At 42.3% G+C, this 18662-nt stretch carries 17 protein-coding genes; 5 read left to right on the top strand and 12 right to left on the bottom strand.

The window, feature by feature from the left end; genetic code table 11:
- The first annotated feature begins 304 nt into the window (after positions 1 to 304).
- Positions 305 to 1351 carry a cyanophycinase gene (locus H6H03_RS13775; RefSeq protein ID WP_190955655.1) on the top strand — a complete coding sequence of 349 codons (1047 nt, stop codon included), beginning with the start codon at positions 305 to 307 and terminating at the stop codon, positions 1349 to 1351.
- Between the two features lie 172 nt (positions 1352 to 1523).
- Here H6H03_RS13775 and H6H03_RS13770 read toward each other — a convergent pair whose 3' ends face one another.
- Positions 1524 to 2264, bottom strand: a complete 741-nt coding sequence (locus H6H03_RS13770) for an SDR family oxidoreductase (protein WP_190955654.1) — start codon at positions 2262 to 2264, stop codon at positions 1524 to 1526.
- A gap of 220 nt (positions 2265 to 2484) precedes the next feature.
- On the opposite strand from H6H03_RS13770, the gene H6H03_RS13765 reads away from it, so the two are divergent.
- Complete coding sequence (locus H6H03_RS13765) at positions 2485 to 3441, top strand: aldo/keto reductase (protein ID WP_190955653.1); 957 nt, start codon at positions 2485 to 2487, stop codon at positions 3439 to 3441.
- 35 nt (positions 3442 to 3476) lie between these two features.
- Here the strand turns inward: H6H03_RS13765 and H6H03_RS13760 are convergent, their stop codons facing one another.
- The 3 genes from H6H03_RS13760 to bcp form a co-directional block, all read right to left on the bottom strand.
- A complete protein-coding gene (locus H6H03_RS13760) occupies positions 3477 to 4652 on the bottom strand; it encodes an IscS subfamily cysteine desulfurase (protein WP_190955652.1) in 1176 nt (391 codons plus the stop codon).
- Between the two features lie 3 nt (positions 4653 to 4655).
- Entirely contained in the window at positions 4656 to 5282 is a 627-nt protein-coding gene (locus H6H03_RS13755) for a type I restriction endonuclease (protein WP_190955651.1), read from the bottom strand.
- Between the two features lie 266 nt (positions 5283 to 5548).
- Positions 5549 to 6028 carry a thioredoxin-dependent thiol peroxidase gene (gene bcp / locus H6H03_RS13750; RefSeq protein ID WP_190955650.1) on the bottom strand — a complete coding sequence of 160 codons (480 nt, stop codon included), beginning with the start codon at positions 6026 to 6028 and terminating at the stop codon, positions 5549 to 5551.
- A 213-nt stretch (positions 6029 to 6241) separates the two neighbouring features.
- Between bcp and H6H03_RS13745 the strand changes: the two genes are divergently transcribed.
- Positions 6242 to 7075 carry an FAD-binding domain-containing protein gene (locus H6H03_RS13745; protein ID WP_190955649.1) on the top strand — a complete coding sequence of 278 codons (834 nt, stop codon included), beginning with the start codon at positions 6242 to 6244 and terminating at the stop codon, positions 7073 to 7075.
- Between the two features lie 537 nt (positions 7076 to 7612).
- Here the strand turns inward: H6H03_RS13745 and H6H03_RS42010 are convergent.
- From H6H03_RS42010 to H6H03_RS13715, 7 genes are all read right to left on the bottom strand, one after another.
- Positions 7613 to 7735 (bottom strand): hypothetical protein, encoded by a 123-nt coding sequence (locus tag H6H03_RS42010; protein WP_334706216.1) that lies wholly within the window; start codon positions 7733 to 7735, stop codon positions 7613 to 7615.
- A gap of 199 nt (positions 7736 to 7934) precedes the next feature.
- Positions 7935 to 9743, bottom strand: a complete 1809-nt coding sequence (locus H6H03_RS13740) for an SUMF1/EgtB/PvdO family nonheme iron enzyme (protein ID WP_190955648.1) — start codon at positions 9741 to 9743, stop codon at positions 7935 to 7937.
- Positions 9744 to 9747: 4 nt separating this feature from the next.
- On the bottom strand, positions 9748 to 10140 hold the full coding sequence (locus H6H03_RS13735) for a Pepco domain-containing protein (protein ID WP_190955728.1): 393 nt from the start codon (positions 10138 to 10140) through the stop codon (positions 9748 to 9750).
- Positions 10141 to 10775: 635 nt separating this feature from the next.
- Positions 10776 to 11060 (bottom strand): hypothetical protein, encoded by a 285-nt coding sequence (locus H6H03_RS13730; protein ID WP_190955647.1) that lies wholly within the window; start codon positions 11058 to 11060, stop codon positions 10776 to 10778.
- 189 nt (positions 11061 to 11249) lie between these two features.
- Complete coding sequence (locus H6H03_RS13725) at positions 11250 to 11408, bottom strand: hypothetical protein (RefSeq protein WP_190955646.1); 159 nt, start codon at positions 11406 to 11408, stop codon at positions 11250 to 11252.
- A 551-nt stretch (positions 11409 to 11959) separates the two neighbouring features.
- Positions 11960 to 13342, bottom strand: a complete 1383-nt coding sequence (locus H6H03_RS13720; RefSeq protein ID WP_190955645.1) for a carotenoid oxygenase family protein — start codon at positions 13340 to 13342, stop codon at positions 11960 to 11962.
- An 18-nt stretch (positions 13343 to 13360) separates the two neighbouring features.
- Positions 13361 to 13927 carry a PadR family transcriptional regulator gene (locus tag H6H03_RS13715; protein WP_190955644.1) on the bottom strand — a complete coding sequence of 189 codons (567 nt, stop codon included), beginning with the start codon at positions 13925 to 13927 and terminating at the stop codon, positions 13361 to 13363.
- Between the two features lie 333 nt (positions 13928 to 14260).
- On the opposite strand from H6H03_RS13715, the gene H6H03_RS13710 reads away from it, so the two are divergent.
- A complete protein-coding gene (locus tag H6H03_RS13710; RefSeq protein ID WP_190955643.1) occupies positions 14261 to 14677 on the top strand; it encodes a hypothetical protein in 417 nt (138 codons plus the stop codon).
- 190 nt (positions 14678 to 14867) lie between these two features.
- Here H6H03_RS13710 and H6H03_RS13705 read toward each other — a convergent pair whose 3' ends face one another.
- Positions 14868 to 15749 carry a 4-hydroxybenzoate solanesyltransferase gene (locus H6H03_RS13705; protein WP_190955642.1) on the bottom strand — a complete coding sequence of 294 codons (882 nt, stop codon included), beginning with the start codon at positions 15747 to 15749 and terminating at the stop codon, positions 14868 to 14870.
- Positions 15750 to 16159: 410 nt separating this feature from the next.
- Between H6H03_RS13705 and H6H03_RS13700 the strand changes: the two genes are divergently transcribed.
- Complete coding sequence (locus H6H03_RS13700; RefSeq protein WP_190955641.1) at positions 16160 to 17809, top strand: Ppx/GppA phosphatase family protein; 1650 nt, start codon at positions 16160 to 16162, stop codon at positions 17807 to 17809.
- The last annotated feature ends 853 nt before the right edge of the window (positions 17810 to 18662 follow it).

The raw sequence follows: 18662 nt of genomic DNA, 5'->3' as shown, positions 1-18662 counted from the left end.
AAAATTAAACCACATAAATAATGTGGATATTTTAACAAAAAAACGTAGAGAATAAATAATTACTCTGCGTTTTTTTGTGTGAAAAAACAGTACAAGTCCTGTACGCTGGAATTTCAAGCTTTCTGATGCCAGAGTTAAGCTAAGGCGCATCTAAATTGCACATTTTTTTTTAGAACTGTCATTGTCCATTGGTCATTGGATAAAGGAAAAATGACTAATGGCAAAGGACGATACTCAAGAGTAAATATGCAGTTTAAATGCGTAGCAGCTTAGCAACATTTGGAGTTTGTATCACAAGTTTAGTATGACAAAGGCATTCCCAAATGTATCAAGGCGCTTGAAGAGTAGAGTAATCAAGTTGTTTAAGATGGGAATCTTCGTTATAACCCGTTTTATAGCAAACTGGAAACGCTATTTTTTGGGCGACATTGTTGATGTTCACCCCTCCCCCTCCTTCGATGTCCGTTCTCCTTCCTTGGCTGGCCCGGTTCTTAGCTTAGGTGGGGGAGGCCCCGATGTCGATGATGCTATTCAGTGGATGATTAACGAAGTGAGGGGAGGTACTAATTCCGCCACGAAAGTTAATGTTGTTGTAATTCGGACTTACGGTAATCACGATTACAATCGCCTAATTTCTGCTATGAAAGGCGTAAACTCAGTAGAAACTTTGATTGTTAGCAATCGCCAAGAAGCGAACAAACCTGAGATTGCTGAAAAAGTCAGAAATGCTGATGTGATTTTCTTTGCTGGTGGCGACCAATGTCAATACGTTCGCAGCTGGAAAGATACGAAGTTGGAGGCTGCTGTTAAGTCAGTTTATTTGAAGGGAGGTGGTATTGGTGGCACCAGTGCGGGTGCAATGATTCAAAGTGAGTATGTTTACGATGCTTGTGCTTCTTCGGAAAAAGGCATTGAAACTAGAGATGCACTCGAAGATCCTTATCGAGACATTACTTTTACTTACAACTTTTTGAACTGGGGTTATTTGAAAGGAACCATCGTAGATACACACTTTGACAGACGAGAAAGAATGGGTCGAATTATGGCTTTTATTGCCCGTCAAATTAAAGATGGTGTATCTAGTAGTGTTTTAGGTATTGCAGTTAGTGAAAGTACGTCGGTGGTTATAGATAAATACGGTCTGGTGAAAGTGATAGGTAGGGGCGCAGCATACTTTGTACTAGGCGATCATATGCCGGAACTATGCGAACCGCGATCGCCTTTGACATTTTCCAACTACAAAATTTGGAGGGTTCCCCGTGGCGACACCTTCAACTTAAGAAACAGACCAACTTCTGGATACTATCTCAGGAGTGTTAAAAGAGGACGGATTGATTCAAATCCTTATTGAATGGGCATGGGGCATAGGGCATGGAGCATGGGGTATGTATGGGGTATGGGGAGACAAGGGAACAAACAAAACAGACAAGAGAAAACTTGCAATCAGTCTTTCCCCTTGCCCTCTTCCCAATGCCCAATACTTCGGCTGCGCTCAGTACAAGTGCCCAATGCCCTATGCCCGTTTACCAAGGAACCACGCCATTCTCGTCAAAAAATCCTCCGGTAGAACCATCATCAGCGAGGGTAGCAAGTCTGACTGCTGCTGTGGCTCCCTGTTCTATGGTGCGGTGACCTTGATTTTGATTGATGTCGGTTGCTGTGTAACCAGGGTCAGCGGCATTGACTTTTATTGGGGTATCTTTTAACTCAGCAGCAAACAAAACTGTGAGGGCGTTTACTGCTGTTTTTGATGAGTTATAAGCAACAAGCTTAAAATTGGCGAACTCATAATTTGGGTCAGAGTTTAGAGTCAGAGAACCTAAGCCACTGGAGATATTTACTATTCGCCCTGCTGTTGACTTCTTCAAAAGTGGCAACAGGGCTTTTGTGACTGCAAATACTCCAAAGACGTTTGTCTCATAAGTATGTCGCAGTGTTTGAATATCAACTTGACTAGGTGGAAGGCGATCGCCATCACTTAGTATCCCAGCATTGTTGACCAGGATATCAAGTTTTCCGAATTCGCTCTCGATTTGTTGGGTCGTGGAGTCGATTGTCTTTTGGTCTACTACATCCAGTTGAATTGCTTTGCCTTCGATATTATTTAAACGAAGTTTATTCGCCGCTTCTTCACCACGTTCGATATCTCTTGCACCGACAAGAACAGTAGCACCTCTAGAACCTAGTTGGCGTGCGATTTCATAGCCAATACCTTTGTTTGCACCTGTAATAAGTGCAATTTTGCCTTTTAAATCTTCTGACATATTATTCTCTGTATTTAACTAACAACTGCTACTATTTACAAGCCACTCTAGTGTATATGTAGTATGCTCTCAACACAATATTTAGCATTTAGTAATGCTACACAAGTGTGATTAACTATAGTGTTTACACTAGTAGTCATTCACACCTGAGATAGCGGTTGATACAATATTGGCAGCCTAAACTACTAATTGACTCAAAAATTCTTGGAGAAAAGTAGATATGCAAACCAAACAGCTTGGGAATTCAGAGCTTCACATTACTCCAATTGGCTTTGGTGCTTGGGCGATCGGTGGAGGTGACTGGGCTTTTGGTTGGGGAACGCAGGATGACGAAGAATCGATGGCAGCAATCAATCGCGCTCTTGATCTGGGCGTGAATTGGATTGACACCGCAGCTATCTATGGTCTGGGACATTCGGAGGAGGTTGTTGCCAAGGCGCTCAAAGGTCGAGGCGATCGCCCCTACATTTTTACTAAATGCTCAATGATCTGGGATGAAAACCGCAAAATAGGTAACAGCCTCAAGGCTGATTCTATACGGCGGGAGGTTGAAGCTAGTCTGCGCCGATTGGATATTGAAACCATTGACCTTTACCAAATCCATTGGCCGAACCCAGATCCAGAAATTGAAGAAGGGTGGACAACTCTCGCCAAGCTAAAAGATGAAGGTAAAGTTCGCTATATCGGGGTTTCAAACTTTAATGTCCAACAGTTACAACGTGCCCAGAACATTGCGCCAGTCACTTCATTGCAACCGCCATATTCACTAGTCAAACCTAATGTTGAAAACGAGATTTTGCCTTTCTGCAAGGAAAACAATATCGGTGTAATTGTTTATTCACCAATGCAATCTGGCTTGCTTACAGGAAAAATGACACCTGAACGTGTAGCCAATTTCCCAGATGATGATTGGCGTAGGAACAGCAGTGAATTCCAAGAACCGCGTCTATCTCGCAATCTCAAGCTGGTGGAAGTATTACGACACATTGGTGAAAAACACGGCCGTTCGCCTGGTGAAGTGGCGATCGCTTGGACTTTAAATAATCCGGCGGTGACTGCGGCGATCGTTGGTGGACGCAATCCCCAACAGGTGGAAGGCATCATCGGTGCTGGAGATTTTCGCCTCAATCAGCAAGAACTAGATGAAATTGAGGCTTTCATCCGCGAAAATCCGTAACTCTTGTACAGACGCGATTCATCGCGTCTCTACTCCTAACTCCCCAAATTCACAAAAGCGGAATTACGCAAACTTTGAATTGTGGCGATCGCATGTTTCGCTACAATATCAATTTCTTCTTGTGTATTAAATCTGCCAATACCAAATCGTACCGATGCATAAGCAAGTTTTTGGGAATGTCCCAGTGCTGTGAGAACATGGGAGGGTGCGGTGGTTGTCGAGGAGCAAGCAGAACCAGAAGAAACTGCCATTACTGGCTGCAATCCTAGCAAAAGTGCGGCTCCATCCACTCCCTCAACGCTGATATTCAAGTTTCCCGCCAATCGCGCTTGTGGATGTCCGTTGAGATGAACTCCTGAAAGTTGCGAAAGTTGTTCCCACAATCTTTGTCTGAGTTCGGTGAGACGTTGCGTTTCTGTGGCTTGTTCTGCCAAAGCGATTTCTACGGCTTTGCCGAAGCCGACAATTTGCGGTGTATACAATGTGCCAGAACGCATTCCCCGCTCGTGTCCGCCTCCGTGCTGCTGTGGAGCTAGTTGTACTCTGGGGTTGCGCCTACGGACATATAGCGCCCCGATGCCCTTCGGGCCATATATTTTATGTGCAGTGAGCGACATTAAGTCAATTTTCATCGCTTGCACGTCCAAGGGAATTTTACCAATAGCTTGGGCGGCGTCGGTGTGGAAAATGATTTGGCGATCGCGGCACATTTCCCCAATTTCTGCCAATGGTTGCAACACACCAATTTCGTTATTTGCAGCCATCACCGATACTAAAATTGTCTCTGGACGGAAAGCTTTTTCTAGCTCAGTTAAATCAATTAATCCATCTTTTTTAACTGGCAAAATAGTAATTTCAAAACCCAGAGTTTTTAGATAATTACAAGGGTCAAGAACAGCACTATGTTCAGTAGCAACAGTAATAATATGTTGACCTTTTTTAAAATAAGCTTCCGCAACACCTTTAATAGCTAAATTATTCGCTTCTGTTGCACCGCTAGTGAAAACAATTTCTTCAGGAGTCGCGTTAATTGCTGCTGCTAAAATTTCTCGTGTTTGTTTAACAGCAGCTTCCGCTTCCCAACCGTAAACATGACTAATACTAGCTGGGTTGCCAAAGTGTTCTGTAAAATAGGGGAGCATTGCTGCTAGTACCCGTTCATCTACAGGTGTGGTAGCGTGGCAATCAAGGTAGATAGGGCGAATAGACATAAATTAACTCAAAATTTGACTCAAATTTTTTAATATACTTAGAACCTGATACAATTCATTTTTTCGTTTCAAAAGTGTAAATTGGTCAGATATAGCATACTGTGGCTGATTTTGTTTAGTCAGTTTCAAAAAAATAAAATCACTACCATTTGTTACTAATCCAAAAGTAGGTTTATCTTGACTAGGATTCGCTAGCATATAAACAAGTGCTTGAGGTATTGCTTCTAAAAGAGAAAAACTAGACCTTTTAGATTCAATTACTAACACCCAGAATTGTTCTTGAATAACTAAAATATCAATTCTGCCTCTAATAATTTCTCCTTCATCTTCCGCAGAAATTTTTATTGATTGTTCGCCTCTTATATAAAAAGGCTCATCATAAAATCCAGCTAAGCTGAGTAAAGGAGATAAAACTACTAATTTCACCGTTTCTTCTGACAAAGGAGGATGTTTAGCTAAACGGAGAAAATGAAGTTTTACTTTGTCTAAAGCTTGCTTTTCTAAATCTGTAATTTCTGGTAAATTTTCAAACCATTCTGTGAATAACGCCTCATCTTCAGCTAGCTGTAGACTAAATTTTTCCTCTAAATAGGCAAGCCCGACATTTTGAGCTTGAATAACTTGAATCATAGTTCATGCAACTGGATATCCTACTATAGCAATCCTAAATCATTTGTAAAAATTACATTTCTATTTCTTCCCTTTGCGTACTTTGCGTACTTTGCGGTTCGTTTCCTTCTCTATATTTTTCACAAATCAAATAGGGCTGCTATATAGCGATCCTATCTTAGTTGTAAAAATTAACGCAGACCCGCTACAGGCTACCGCCAAGACGCCTTCTCTACGAGACGCTTTCACAAAAAACTTAGCACTGCTATACCCGCATCCAGTTGCATTTATGTGGCTGCTAATTCCCGTAATTTAGTTAAAACTGCCTGAGCATGACCTTTAGTTTTCACATTAGGCCAAGTATAGGCAATAATTCTATCAGGTGAAATCAAAAAAGTTGAGCGAGCCACACCCATATATTCTTTGCCCATAAACTTCTTTAAGCGCCAAGCACCATAAGCTTCTATCAAAATATGTTCCGGGTCGCTTAAGAGGAGAATTGACAAGTTATGTTTGCTGATAAATTTACAATGGGATTTACCAGAATCTGGACTTACACCTAAGATTTTGGCTTCGAGTGCGCTGAACTCTTCATACAATTCGCTGAAATCTTTGGCTTCAGTAGTACAGCCGGGGGTGTCATCTTTGGGGTAGAAATAAAGCACAACCCATTTACCGCTGAAGTCAGAGAGAGTTATTGGATTGTCATTTTGGTCTGGTGTGGAAAAATCTGGTGCTGGTTGACCGATTTGGGGAATGCTGCTCATGATTGCACTGTGAAAACCGTTTTAGAATTGTACATAGGTTAGGCGATCGCTGTTCATGAATTAACAATGAATCCAGATGTAGAGACTAGCAATTGCAACGTCTCTACAAAGATTTTGATCTCACACACAATCGTTTTCAGACATGAAACGCCATAATAATGATTTAGCCTACTGTTATTTTTAATTTGTCCATTCCCACCTTTCAAAATTCAAATGTCTAAAGATATGCAACGCGAATTTACCAACCGCGATGAGTTGGTAGCTTACCTGTGCGAACAATTTCCAAATGCAACCCAACGCGATGACCACATCAGCGAAACTGTAGGAGGGCGCAAAGCGGCAGAAAAGGCGCTGCAAAAAATCGACCCAGTACGCTACGCACAAACACGCAATTTCTTCGCAGGTGCAGTTACGCGACTTTCGCCTTACATTCGCTATGGTGTTTTGAGTTTGCGAGAAATTCGAGATTTTGTCCTTGACCGGGTACAACAGCAAAATGATGCTACTAAATTAATCAACGAGTTGGGCTGGCGGGATTATTGGCAGCGGTTATATGTAAAGTTAGGGGATGGAATTTGGAAAGACCAGGAAGAATACAAAACTGGTTACACTGTGGCTGAATATGCATCGGAATTACCGCAAGATATCAAACAAGCAACTACAGGTAGAGTTTGTATTGACAGCTTCAGCCGTGATTTACGAGAAACTGGCTACTTACATAACCACGGACGGATGTGGATAGCCGCTTACATTGTGCATTGGCGGCGCGTTCGTTGGCAAGCAGGAGCTAAATGGTTTTTAGAACACCTTTTAGATGGCGATCCTGCTAGTAATAATATGTCGTGGCAATGGGTAGCCAGCACTTTTAGTCATAAACCGTATTTTTTTAATCGCGAAAATTTAGAACGATATACCAAAGGTATTTATTGTCAGAAATGTCCGCTTTATGGTCATTGCGATTTTGAAGGTAGCTATGAAGAATTAGAACAGCGACTTTTTCCCAAAGGGAAATTTAGCAAGCAACCTAATAGCAAAAGTTGGCGGTAGATTTAGCTATTATTCATTGTTAATAAATCTGCTTTTTTAGGGCGGGCGAGACGCCATCGGTTGTCAACTTAAGCTCAAGCTCTTGCCCCACAATCGTTTTACCCCACCCCCAACCCCTCCCCTTGCCAAGGGGAGGGGAGGTTTTGGCTTTAGACAAAACCGGGGTGGGGTAACGGGGATCGAACTCGTAAATGAGTGAATTCAAAACTACGTCATGACAAAGGTTTCACGTTAAGTTGACACTAATGGCAAGACGCCCACCCCACAAGAGTTAGTTGGATATTTTTTATTGTCAGTCTTTAATAAGAATAAGAAAACTAAAACTTTTATTACTATTGCCTTATTGCAAAAAGAATTTTTAGTCAGTCATAGTTGATAATATCATTGAGTCGGACAAGTCTTCGGTTTTGCAACCTACCAAGCTATCCGACTCGGTTTGATATTCGGAGGTTGTCGCCTTCCTCGCTGGTTCAGGTCTGGACTCCTTGGTGTACGCTCGATAAATTCCCATTTACCGACTCTGACTTTGAGGAGTACTCACGCCACAGCCACCGCCACCACACGAAAACCAACATTGTTGTTGCGATTCGCGCGCGCGTTCCTATTGCGATTGGCAGAACGGCAATTCCTAGCGTTGTTGTTCCAACTACCGCCACGCAGCAGCTAAAAACGACCTGCCCCATGCTCAAATTCTCAAACTAACTGAGAAATTTGATTAAACGCAGTGTATAATATTCTTGATGTCAAGACACCAATTTTTTTAAAAAATTTTTTATCCGCCTGCGGCGGAGAGGGAAGAAGAGAAAAGAATAAGAAGTGTAGAGGGCAAAAGGGGAAGAGTGTAAAGGGCAAGGAATCCTCACGCCACACCCACCACGCGAAAACCAACATCGTCGAAGCGATTCGCGTCTGCGGTATAATCGCGATTCGCACAACGGCAAAATCCTGCACTGAAGTGCCAACTACCCCCACGCAGCAGCTTTTTGTTATTATATTTACCAGTTAACCACACACTACTATCTTTTGGCGCACTCTGGTAATTGTCATTATATACATCTTGACACCATTCCCATACATTACCATGCATATCGTATAAACCGAAAGAGTTTGGCGGAAATTTTCCGACATATGTTGTTTGATCGCGATATTCACCTTTGGGTACAGAGCCGTAGGGATAGTTACCGTCGTAGTTGACTAAGTCTGTGGTAATGGTTTCGCCAAAATAAAACGGTGTCGTTGTCCCAGCGCGACAAGCATATTCCCATTCAGCTTCGCTAGGTAATCTGTAAGTACGTCCTGTCTTCTGACTCAGCTTTTTACAAAAATCTACTGCATCATCCCAATTCACCTGTTCTACAGGTCGTTTCTCACCTTTGAAATTGGCAGGATTTGTCCCCATAATTGCTTGATACTGTGCCTGGGTAATTTGATATTTTCCCATAAAAAACCCAGGAACTTTTACCTCATGCTGTGGACTTTCATCTGAATATCGTTGCGCTTCTGTTTCCAGTGAACCCATCATAAAGGTTCCCCCTGCTATCTGCACCATTTCTAAGGTGACACCATTCCCCAAGTCTTCAACAAAATATTTCGCTTGACGGTTACTGCGGTTGGTGATTTTCGCGGTTGCGTCTACCGTTACGACTTCAAATTGAAAGGTTTTTAAAGGATTTTTTTCAACTGTAGATGCTCCTTTTGTAGAATTGTCAGCACTAGGCTTAGGTGGTGGTGAAACTGGCTGTTGAGGTTCCCACCGCAACCTTTCAATTCTTTTAATTGCTTCAATTGCATCCGTGTCTTGTCCTGAAGCCGCAGCTAACACCCTTATCCATAATTGTTCTGCTAAATCTAGATTTCCTTCATCTTTTGCGCGGTAAGCATCATTTTTCAAAGTAGCAATATCTGCTAAAGTTGCATATCGCGGTACAAGTATGAGGTGTGATTTATTTACAGGTTCAGCAATTATATAAGGAGTTTGCCTCGTATTTTTATGGTGACGCACAATTTCCGGCACGCGAAAGTTGAGATACTGATTCAATCTTTCAACGGTGGCGCATTGTCCCCGAATTCCCAACCCTTCTAATAACGCCGTAGTAAAAGCACCTTGTTGTAGCGCTTCAATTTCATAAGAATATTCCTGCGGACTACAAGAAAAAATGCTGATAACTCCTTTTTGGCGTGCTTGTTCGGCGGTTTGTTCCCCAATTCCTTCACCTGTTTTTTTGCCTTCATTGCGACAAGCATCCAGAATGAGGACAACGTTATCAGCACCGCAGCAACGCAGGCGTTCGGTGACAAAGTTAATGGGAATGGCTGTTTCTTCTATGTCTGCTGGATTGCCATCCAAGGGCATGAGATAATCGCGTTCAGCATGGCGCATCCCGTGTCCGCTAAAAAAGAACCAAAAGTTATCTCCTGCACCCATGTTTAGTCGTTGAGGAAGGTTTAGTAATACATACCGTAAGTTGCTACGGATGGGTAGACTTGAGAAAGCCCGATTTTGAAAAGAAAAATCAGGGGAATCATCGGAGAATAATATAACCTCATCAAACCCCGCCTCATTGCGAAGAAACTGCTGGATTAACTGTGCATCCCGCTTGGCATAGTTTAGCGGTTGCAGATAATCATACTGATTAATTCCAATTGCGATCGCCCAATTTTTTGCCATCTGATTATGGTTCTTGGCGCTTGAACTTCAGCTTAATTGCTCCTTTACTCCCAGCTTTGGCACCATTACCAATTAATTTAACTTCCCCTTCGGCACTAATTTCTATGGATAACTCAATTTCATCTAGCTGCATTCCGACGGAGTTAACTTTTGCTTGCCGTTCAGCTTGACTAAACAAATTTGTTACTAGTTTGAGAAAGTGAGTCATATTTTGCTCTAATTTTTGAGCGCTAACCTTAACGGCATCTGTGACTCCTTTGCTACCAGTGCTTTCGGTGATGGTTTCGTCTCCCCAACTGCGTGTAATAGTATTCCCGCCTTTAACACCGTCAGGAATTGCTATTTGAGGTGTTTCATCGGTCACAATCCAAATGCCGTCTTGAGGCGTTTCTAGCATATTACTTTCAGTATTTAGATGAAATTGTGCCATAAATACAGATACAGCGATAGATATGGCGATTCCGATTAGTAAGAAATTTCACACAAGCTTAAAATAGTCTTGGCGAATGGAATTCGCGGCTACACAGGCTTTCGTCCGCCTATCGCGCTTGCGCTGCGCTTAGCGCACCACGCGGAATAACAGAAAATTAAGGCTTTTGAAACCTGCGTAGGCAGGTTTTGTTTGTGTAGACGCGGTTTATAACCGCCCGTTTCGCGTTAAGTTGACTGCCCGAATTCAATAAACGATATCCCGAATTCAATAAACGACACCCCGAATTCAATAAACGACATCCCGAATTCAATAAACGACATCCCGAATTCAATAAACGATATCCCGAATTCAATAAACGATATCCCGAATTCAATGAACGATATCCCGAATTCAATAAACGACACCCCGAATTCAATGAACGATATCCCGAATTCAATGAACGATATCCCGAATTCAATGAACGATATCCCGAATTCGATGAACCGTGATGAATTATAAGACGCGATGAATCGCGTCTCTACATGAATAATTGGTTTATGGGGGTTGCAGGAAAGACAGATCCCCGACTTTTTTAAAAAAGTCGGGGATCTTGATAGTGGTTATTGCATTAAAATTTGACGGATTAAAATACTCATCATCTCGTCGGCGTTACCTGTTGGTACTAATGGACTCCAGTCACCAACGTTAGCGTAGCCAATAACTTGTAGATAATGAATTGTGCTGATAATGGCTTTTGCAGAACCTATCAATGTATGTTTAATCGGTTCTCTTTTGGGTAATGGATTTTCAGCAGGTTGATTTAAAGCAGGTATATTTAAGTTTTCGTTACCCAAGTATTGTTGCAGTTGCGATCGCTCTTGTAGAAACTCTTCTTCTTGTGCCATGATGGTAATTATCTCTCAGAATGAGGGTTTAGGGAAAGGCGATCGCAAGCTCTTGCCGGAGGGCGATCGCCTTTCTTATTCTCATGTTAAAGTATAATTTTATACTTGTAAAGCACTTTGAGAAAAATAATTAGCATTTATCAGTAATTTTTTCAAGAATTTTATCTAAACTTGATATTTTCAAGAAATTCAATCAGCAAAAGCTGTAATTGCTTTCTCTAAAACAGGTTTTACTTTCTCAAAACAAGCTTTGGCTTTCTCGTTTTGGTATTTTCCGCAAGCAAAAGCAAGTTTTACTTTTTCAAAACAAGCTTTTACTTTCTCGTTTTGGTGTTTTCCGCAACTCAAATAAACTTTGACTTTCTCAAAAGAAGCTTTTGCTTTATGATTTTGGCGTTTTTCTCAAGTCAACTTAGAATTAAAGCGAATACAAGTCGCCGCTATACATGCAAAGTTAACCTGCAAAGACTAAGTAGTCGGACAGAATTACAATTTAATTCTGTCCGACTATTTAACAGCCTGCATGAATAGACCTCTTGCAAAAATCCTTGAATTACCCCTCCCCAACCCTCCCCTTGTGAAGGCTACGGTGTACACACAAGTTATGGAATCACTATCAGTCATTGAATTACCCCTCCCTAACCCTCCCCTTGTAAAGGGGAGGGAACTAGATTTCTTTTTTCCCCCTTTCCAAGGGGGGATTAAGGGGGGTAATTGACTTGTGTGTACACCGTAGCCTTTATAAGGGGGGATAAAGGGGGATCTATTCGACTTATGCAAGAGACTCCATGAACACAATTCACAACGAAGGAATGAAAATATTTCTTTCCTAGTCCCCAGTCCCCAGTCCCCAGTCCCCAGTCCCCAGTCCCTATTTTCAAGGCAGGTCTAATAAACACTTATTCCTGTGGAACCCAAATCCCATGAAACCCATAAGGTACGCGCTGGGGAATTATCACCCGCGCTACAGGTTCAGCAGTTATATCTTGGGCATTCACTACTACTAATTCTGAAGCATCTGAACCTTCATCGTGGAGGAAAGTCACAAGCCAACCATCATCCTCAGCCGTTGCACCTGGACGCGGCGCAAACACAGCTTCACTGCCGTAGCGTCCTTCTCCGTATTCATGGATTTGGGACTTTCCGCTGTTGAGGTCGTATTTGATGATACCTTCAAATAAAGGTAAGGGATTGTTGGCCATTTTGTTAGTGTAGCCATATCGGGTTTGCCGCCCCAACAGGTTTTCGTTGACGCGGGGAAATTCTGAAGCTACATCATCTAACATTTCTTCACGCACTGTCCCAGTGCTGAGGTTAAATCGCCAGCGATACAGGCGAGGAATGTTTGCTTCTGGGTCGGGTTGGGAATCATCAACAATCAAGACTGTGGTAGAACTCATGCGGCAAGCAATCAGCACTACTTCGTCTCCCTCTTCGTAGGCGTTGAGGGTATGGAAGACGTAGCAAGCAGGACTTTCAAACCAGCGGATATTACTGTTGTTACCGTGACGTGGTACAATGCCGAAACGACTGGGGCGATCGCGCTCAAACATGATTACAGATTCTCCCCGTTGCGCTCTTTGGGGGTTAAAAGTCATCGGCAAATCCATGAAAATGGTGTAGTTCTCAGTGATGGCGAAGTCGTGCATCATCACCCCTATTGGCAAGTCAATTGGCACTGTCCATAACAGCTCACCTTGTGCGGAAACTACACTATATTGCAGGTACGGCGGCACAAACGGAGAGTAGCCAAAGAAGATCATTTCGCCGGTCACCGGGTCTACCTTGGGATGAGCTGTGAAGCTAGAAACTAGTTTGCCATCGTAGGTGTACTCGCCAATGGTTTCTAATTCCGGAAGCTGGATGGCGTGAGGACTACCGCCCTCGTTCAGCGCCAACATTTGACCAGCGTGCCACACTAGGGCGGTGTTGGCTGTGTTTTTACTGGGGCCGTAGGGATTATCCATTTGTGGTGGTTCTAACAACCCAGTCCAAATAGCCTTACCCACTTCTTTTTCTATTTTCCATCCCCTTGTCTGGATGTAGCGGTTGCGATAAGTTGCCACACCGTTGCTGATTTCTATACCGTGCAACATCCCATCTCCATCAAACCAGTGATATTCACCGATTGGCGGCCATTGAGGGTTAGGGCCATTGCGAACAAACATCCCCGATAAGTCAGGAGGTAGTTCGCCAATAACTGACAATTTGTCAGCGGTGATTTCTTGGCGGATTGGGGCAAAATTGCGATTGAGATAGGGGTTAACTGCTATTGTTGTCATTCTTCTGATTGATGAGAGTTAGAAAATTTGATATTCTGATGAATGTGGATCTTGCTGACTAATAACTTTGATTGCTGTCTTCAACCAATCAATATAAGTCTGTTCTCTACGAATCACCAACTCCAGCACCAGCCTTTGCATTACCTCCTCACGGCTAGCAGACTCGTCGCCTAGTACTGGCAAATTGATATTTTCACATTTGGCAAGCTTTTCGTTTCGAGCCGCCAATTGCTGCTCTAATAGATGAATAATCATTTCATTAGGCAATCGATCTGCAAACTGCAACTGAACTAGCAATGGTTCCCGTAGAATCGGTAAGGGTTGGTGAGTACCAAGCCATCTGATTAATTCAGCTTTCCCTGATTCGGTTATGGTGTAGACTTTGCGGTTAGGGCGATCGTGCTGAATCTCAATCGTACAGGTAACACAGCCTTGCTCAACTAGCTTTTCCAGGGTTCTATAAATTTGTGCCTGGTCTGCTGGCCACAAATGGCCAATACATTGGTCGAAGCAGCTTGTTTTTAGGTCATAGCCCGTCATTGCTTGCTGCTGAAGAAGACCGAGAATTACATGTGCTAGCGACATGAAAACGGTTTTTCCATAATTTACTGTTTACTCATAGCTCCTATCTACATACTTGCTATAACTTTATGCTAATATATGATTAATCAAATATGAGATATGACACTATAAAAAGAGATGTTAGCTATAGTGTGTCCTACTAAAAAAATCGATACAGCAGCTCAAGCATAATTTAGGGCATAAACTAATCGTAAAACCCTGACATCAAAAGATTTTCAAGCCCATTGCCCATTGCCCATTGCCTATTGCCTGCTACACATGAACTTTAGTTGATAAATACCAAAGCAGAAATTATTCAAGCTATTAAAGACTATCGTAACGAGAGGATGGCTAACATTGACTTCCAACACACTTCTACAAAGAATCCGTCAACATCAATATCTGCGTGATTTGCGAAATAAATTATTGTACCTCCACAAGATGTTACTGGAGACAGAACGCATCGCCTACGAACAGGTTAGTGGACGGGTATCAAGTACAGAACTTCTGCAACTAGTCATCGGTCACGAACAATTTGCTTGGCTACATCGGATTTCTGAGATTGTTGTGCAAATTGATGAAATGCTGACAGCAGATGAACCAATAGCCCTGGATTATTTACAAAAGTTGATTGCCGATGTCCGCAGTTTAATTGTGCCCTTAGAGACAGGTAATACCTTTGAAAGAAAGTATTATAACGCCCTCCAGAGCGAACCTGCTGCTGTGTTGGCACATGCGGAGATCTCAAAGCTTCTGATGTCTAATGTTGAATGATAAGCTGTCGGGTGCAGCATATCTTTTTGTGTTGGCGGTTGACTGTTAACCGTCAACACTCAACAAACTTAAGAAGTGACTGTGCAATTTTCAAGCTTAGTAGCTTAGCACTTGACGTATAGTTTAGGACATAAACTAATCGTAAAACCCCAGCCCCAATAGACTTTCTTTGTCTATTGCCTATTGCCTGCTATAAACAGCCAACGATCATCCCAGCAAGTAAGATAAAACCAATCCAGACATTTTGTCGGAACATCTCACCATAAGCAGGGTTAGGTAAGTTTTCCTCTCTTAATCGGAGAGATTGCCAAATCCAGCCGATGCTGGCTAGTGCAAGGCTAATCCAGAAAGGTAGGTGAAGGTTTATAACTATGCCTAACCAAGCTAATAATAAGATTGTGCCAGCAAAGAAAATTCCAATAGCCACAGGCGCATAGTTACCAAAAAATAGAGCGCTAGAATTAACACCAATGCGGCGATCGTCTTCTTTGTCGCTCATGGCATAAACTGTATCAAATCCCAATGTCCACAATACAGTTGCGCCCCAAAGTAACCAAGTTGGCTGGGAGATAGTTTGGGTTACCGCACTCCAGCTAATCAATACCGCAAAACCCCAGGCTATGGAAAGTACTAATTGTGGAATAGGAAACACCCGCTTTGCCCCTGGATAAAGTAGAATTACTGGTACCGCTGCCACAGATAACCAGAAACTCAAGGGATTAAGATAAAAAGCCAGAACTGCTGCACAAGCCATCGCCACGATCGCGACGACAATCCCAACTTTCACTGATAAAGCACGAGAAGCAAGGGGGCGATCGCGTGTTCTCTCCACTTCTGGATCGATATCTTTATCCCACAAATCATTGACAACACAGCCGGCTGCACTTGTGGCTAGAGTACCCAATACAATCACGCCAACCAGAGGTAAAGGCGGTTTCCCCGCAGCTGCCAAAAATACAGCCCACAGGGCAGGAATCATCAATATTAATCGTCCTTCAGGTTTATGCCAGCGCAAAAGCCGGATAATCACAAGCCAAACTGGTTTTTCGTCGCGTTCAGGTGTCGTTAACATAACTATTGGGCATGGGGCATGGGGCATGGGGCATGGAAGCAGGGGAAAAGGTTAAAGGTAAAAGGGATAATTTTAACCTTTCCCCATTCTCAATACCCAATGCCCAATGCCCGAATCTATAATTCACACATCTTTACATCTATAGAATAACGTTATTTGTTATTTGTAAAAACATAACCCCAAGTGGCAACTTTAAAGTTATTTAAGTAGTCACTGGAGTTGTAAGCAGTAGGGTGAATATACTTAGCTCAGTTAATCTCGACCAAACTGAGTAACCAATGCTAAGTGAGTAATTTCACTTGTTGACTCAAAACTCAGCACTGAATTTGAGCAAGTATGTTGCAACAAATACCAGGTCAGCTACCCCGACATACCACCGTTTGCCATCACTAATACAGAGAGAAAACTAGATGCAGAATTTAGTGACTAGCTGGGAGAGTGTTCCAACTCAACCAGTTGAGCAACACCGGATTATTGCTGCCATTGATTTGGGGACAAATTCTCTACACATGGTAGTGGTAAGAATCGATCCCACACTACCAGCTTTCAGCATTATTGCCAGAGAAAAAGAAACCGTCAGATTAGGCGATCGCAATCTTGCTACAGGGGAACTAAAACCAGAAATAATTAGAAAGGCGATCGCTGCTTTAGGACGCTTCCAAGAAGTTGCCAAAACGATGAATGCCGAAACAATCATTGCTGTGGCGACTAGTGCTGTACGCGAAGCCCCCAATGGTAAAGATTTTTTGCACGCTATAAAAGCGGAGTTGGGTTTAAGCGTTGACTTGATTTCTGGTCAAGAAGAAGCGCGACGAATCTATCTTGGTGTACTGTCGGGGATGGAATTCCACAACCAGCCCCACATCATTATTGATATTGGTGGCGGTTCCACAGAATTAATTTTAGGGGACAGCCACCAAGCTCGTACTCTCACTAGTACTAAAGTCGGTGCAGTGCGACTCACTAGCGAGTTGATTACTACCGATCCCATTAGCAGTACTGAGTTTCAATATCTCCAAGCTTACGCACGCGGAATGTTGGAACGTTCTGTAGAAGAAGTACAAGCAAATCTAGAGGTGGGAGAATCTGTACGTTTGGTGGGTACGGCTGGCACCATTGAAACCCTGGCGATGATTCATGCACGGGAAAAGTCTGGTGGTATTCCCTCTACTCTCAATGGCTATCAATTCAGTCTCAAAGATTTACGGGAGTTGGTAAATCGGTTACGGAAACTGAGTAATGCCGAAAAGGCTACTATCCCTGGAATGCCGGAGAAACGGTCAGAAGTCATACTGGCTGGGGCAGTAATTTTACAGGAAGCAATGACCCTTTTGGGTATTGAGTTGGTGACAGTTTGCGAACGTTCTCTGAGGGAAGGTGTAATTGTAGACTGGATGCTGACTCACGGTTTAATTGAAGATAAACTGCGCTATCAAAGTTCAGTTCGGGAACGCAATGTTCTCAAGCTTGCTAATAAGTACCACATTAATTTAGAACATAGCGATCGCGTCGCTAAATTTGCCCAGAGTTTATTTGACCAAATGCAAGGTGTTCTACACCATTGGGGAGCCGACGAGCGACAATTACTTTGGGCAGCTGCAATACTACACAATTGCGGGCATTATGTCAGCCATTCCTCTCACCACAAGCACTCCTACTATCTAATTCGCAATGGTGAATTACTCGGTTATACAGAAACTGAGATTGAAATTATTGCCAATTTAGCCCGTTATCATCGCAAATCGCCGCCCAAGAAAAAACATGAAAATTACCAGGGTTTGCTAACTAAACATCAGCGACAAATAGTCAGCCAATTGAGTGCCATATTAAGATTAGCTGTCGCATTAGATAGACGACAAATTGGGGCGATCGCTCAGGTACAATGTGAATATTATCCTCAGTTTCGGCAAGTCAATCTGTTGATTTTTCCATCTCAATTGGATGATGATTGTGCCTTAGAACTCTGGAGTTTAGATTACAAAAAAGGAGTCTTTGAAGAAGAATTCCGTGTGAAATTAGTAGCGACTTTAGAAAAATCTGCTGTTGCTCGTTTCTCCTAGAAGGTACTAATCAGGTGCATTACAAAGCGTTTATGCACCTGTATAATACAGTATAAGCGCACAGAAATACGTTAATACCTATTAATTTGAATTCAGGCATCTATCTTTATAATTCCATTACATTTTCATCCTACTTAAGGAAGAATATATAAATCTCCTTAAGAAGTATTTAAATAACCAAAATTAGCTATTAAAATGTAGTTAACAGTTTAGTTACTGTTAGGTTATGTTGCAAGGGGATATCTAGGCTTGAGAAACCGAGGTATCCTCATTCTTATATATTCTTATATATATGTAAATTTGTTGGTATTCTGCACTGAACAATACCCAGATTTCAGCGTATTAGTTGTTCCATATTGTAAGAAAGCACAACTTATGTAATTAAGTTCTTAACTACTGTTCATCTTCGTAAGAGTACTTACAAAAGTCATTGTTTTCAAGCTCTTGTTTAAGCTACACTGGCTGATTAAGAAACGAAAGCTAACAATAAAACATAAAACTTCATATCTGCCTTGAAAATAGTGTTGACTGTTGACTAATGACAGGGAAAGAAATATTTTTATGTCTCGGTTGTGGGATTTTCTTGTGATTGACTAGTTTGAAAATAGAAACTAAAGAGCAGGGAAAGAAACCTTTTTGATACTTGGTTGTGGGTTTCTTCTGGGAATAGCTGTTTTCAAAAGTTGAGAGTCAAAAAAGCCTTATTTTGCAAACCTTTCGCATTATGGGTTAAGTATTCATTCATTCACAAATTTTGTATTTTTTAATATTCAAAAGCACTTCAAATCAACACACCTAGCAACTAGCATCAGGTGTTTAAAGGTACAAATATAGCAGTAGCCAGTGAGACTAG

Origin of the sequence: Nostoc paludosum FACHB-159, from assembly GCF_014698835.1 — a bacterium.
Taxonomy (GTDB): Bacteria; Cyanobacteriota; Cyanobacteriia; order Cyanobacteriales; family Nostocaceae; genus Nostoc; species Nostoc paludosum.
Note: the sequence above shows the minus strand (reverse complement) of the source record. Positions and strands in the feature narration are given on the sequence as shown.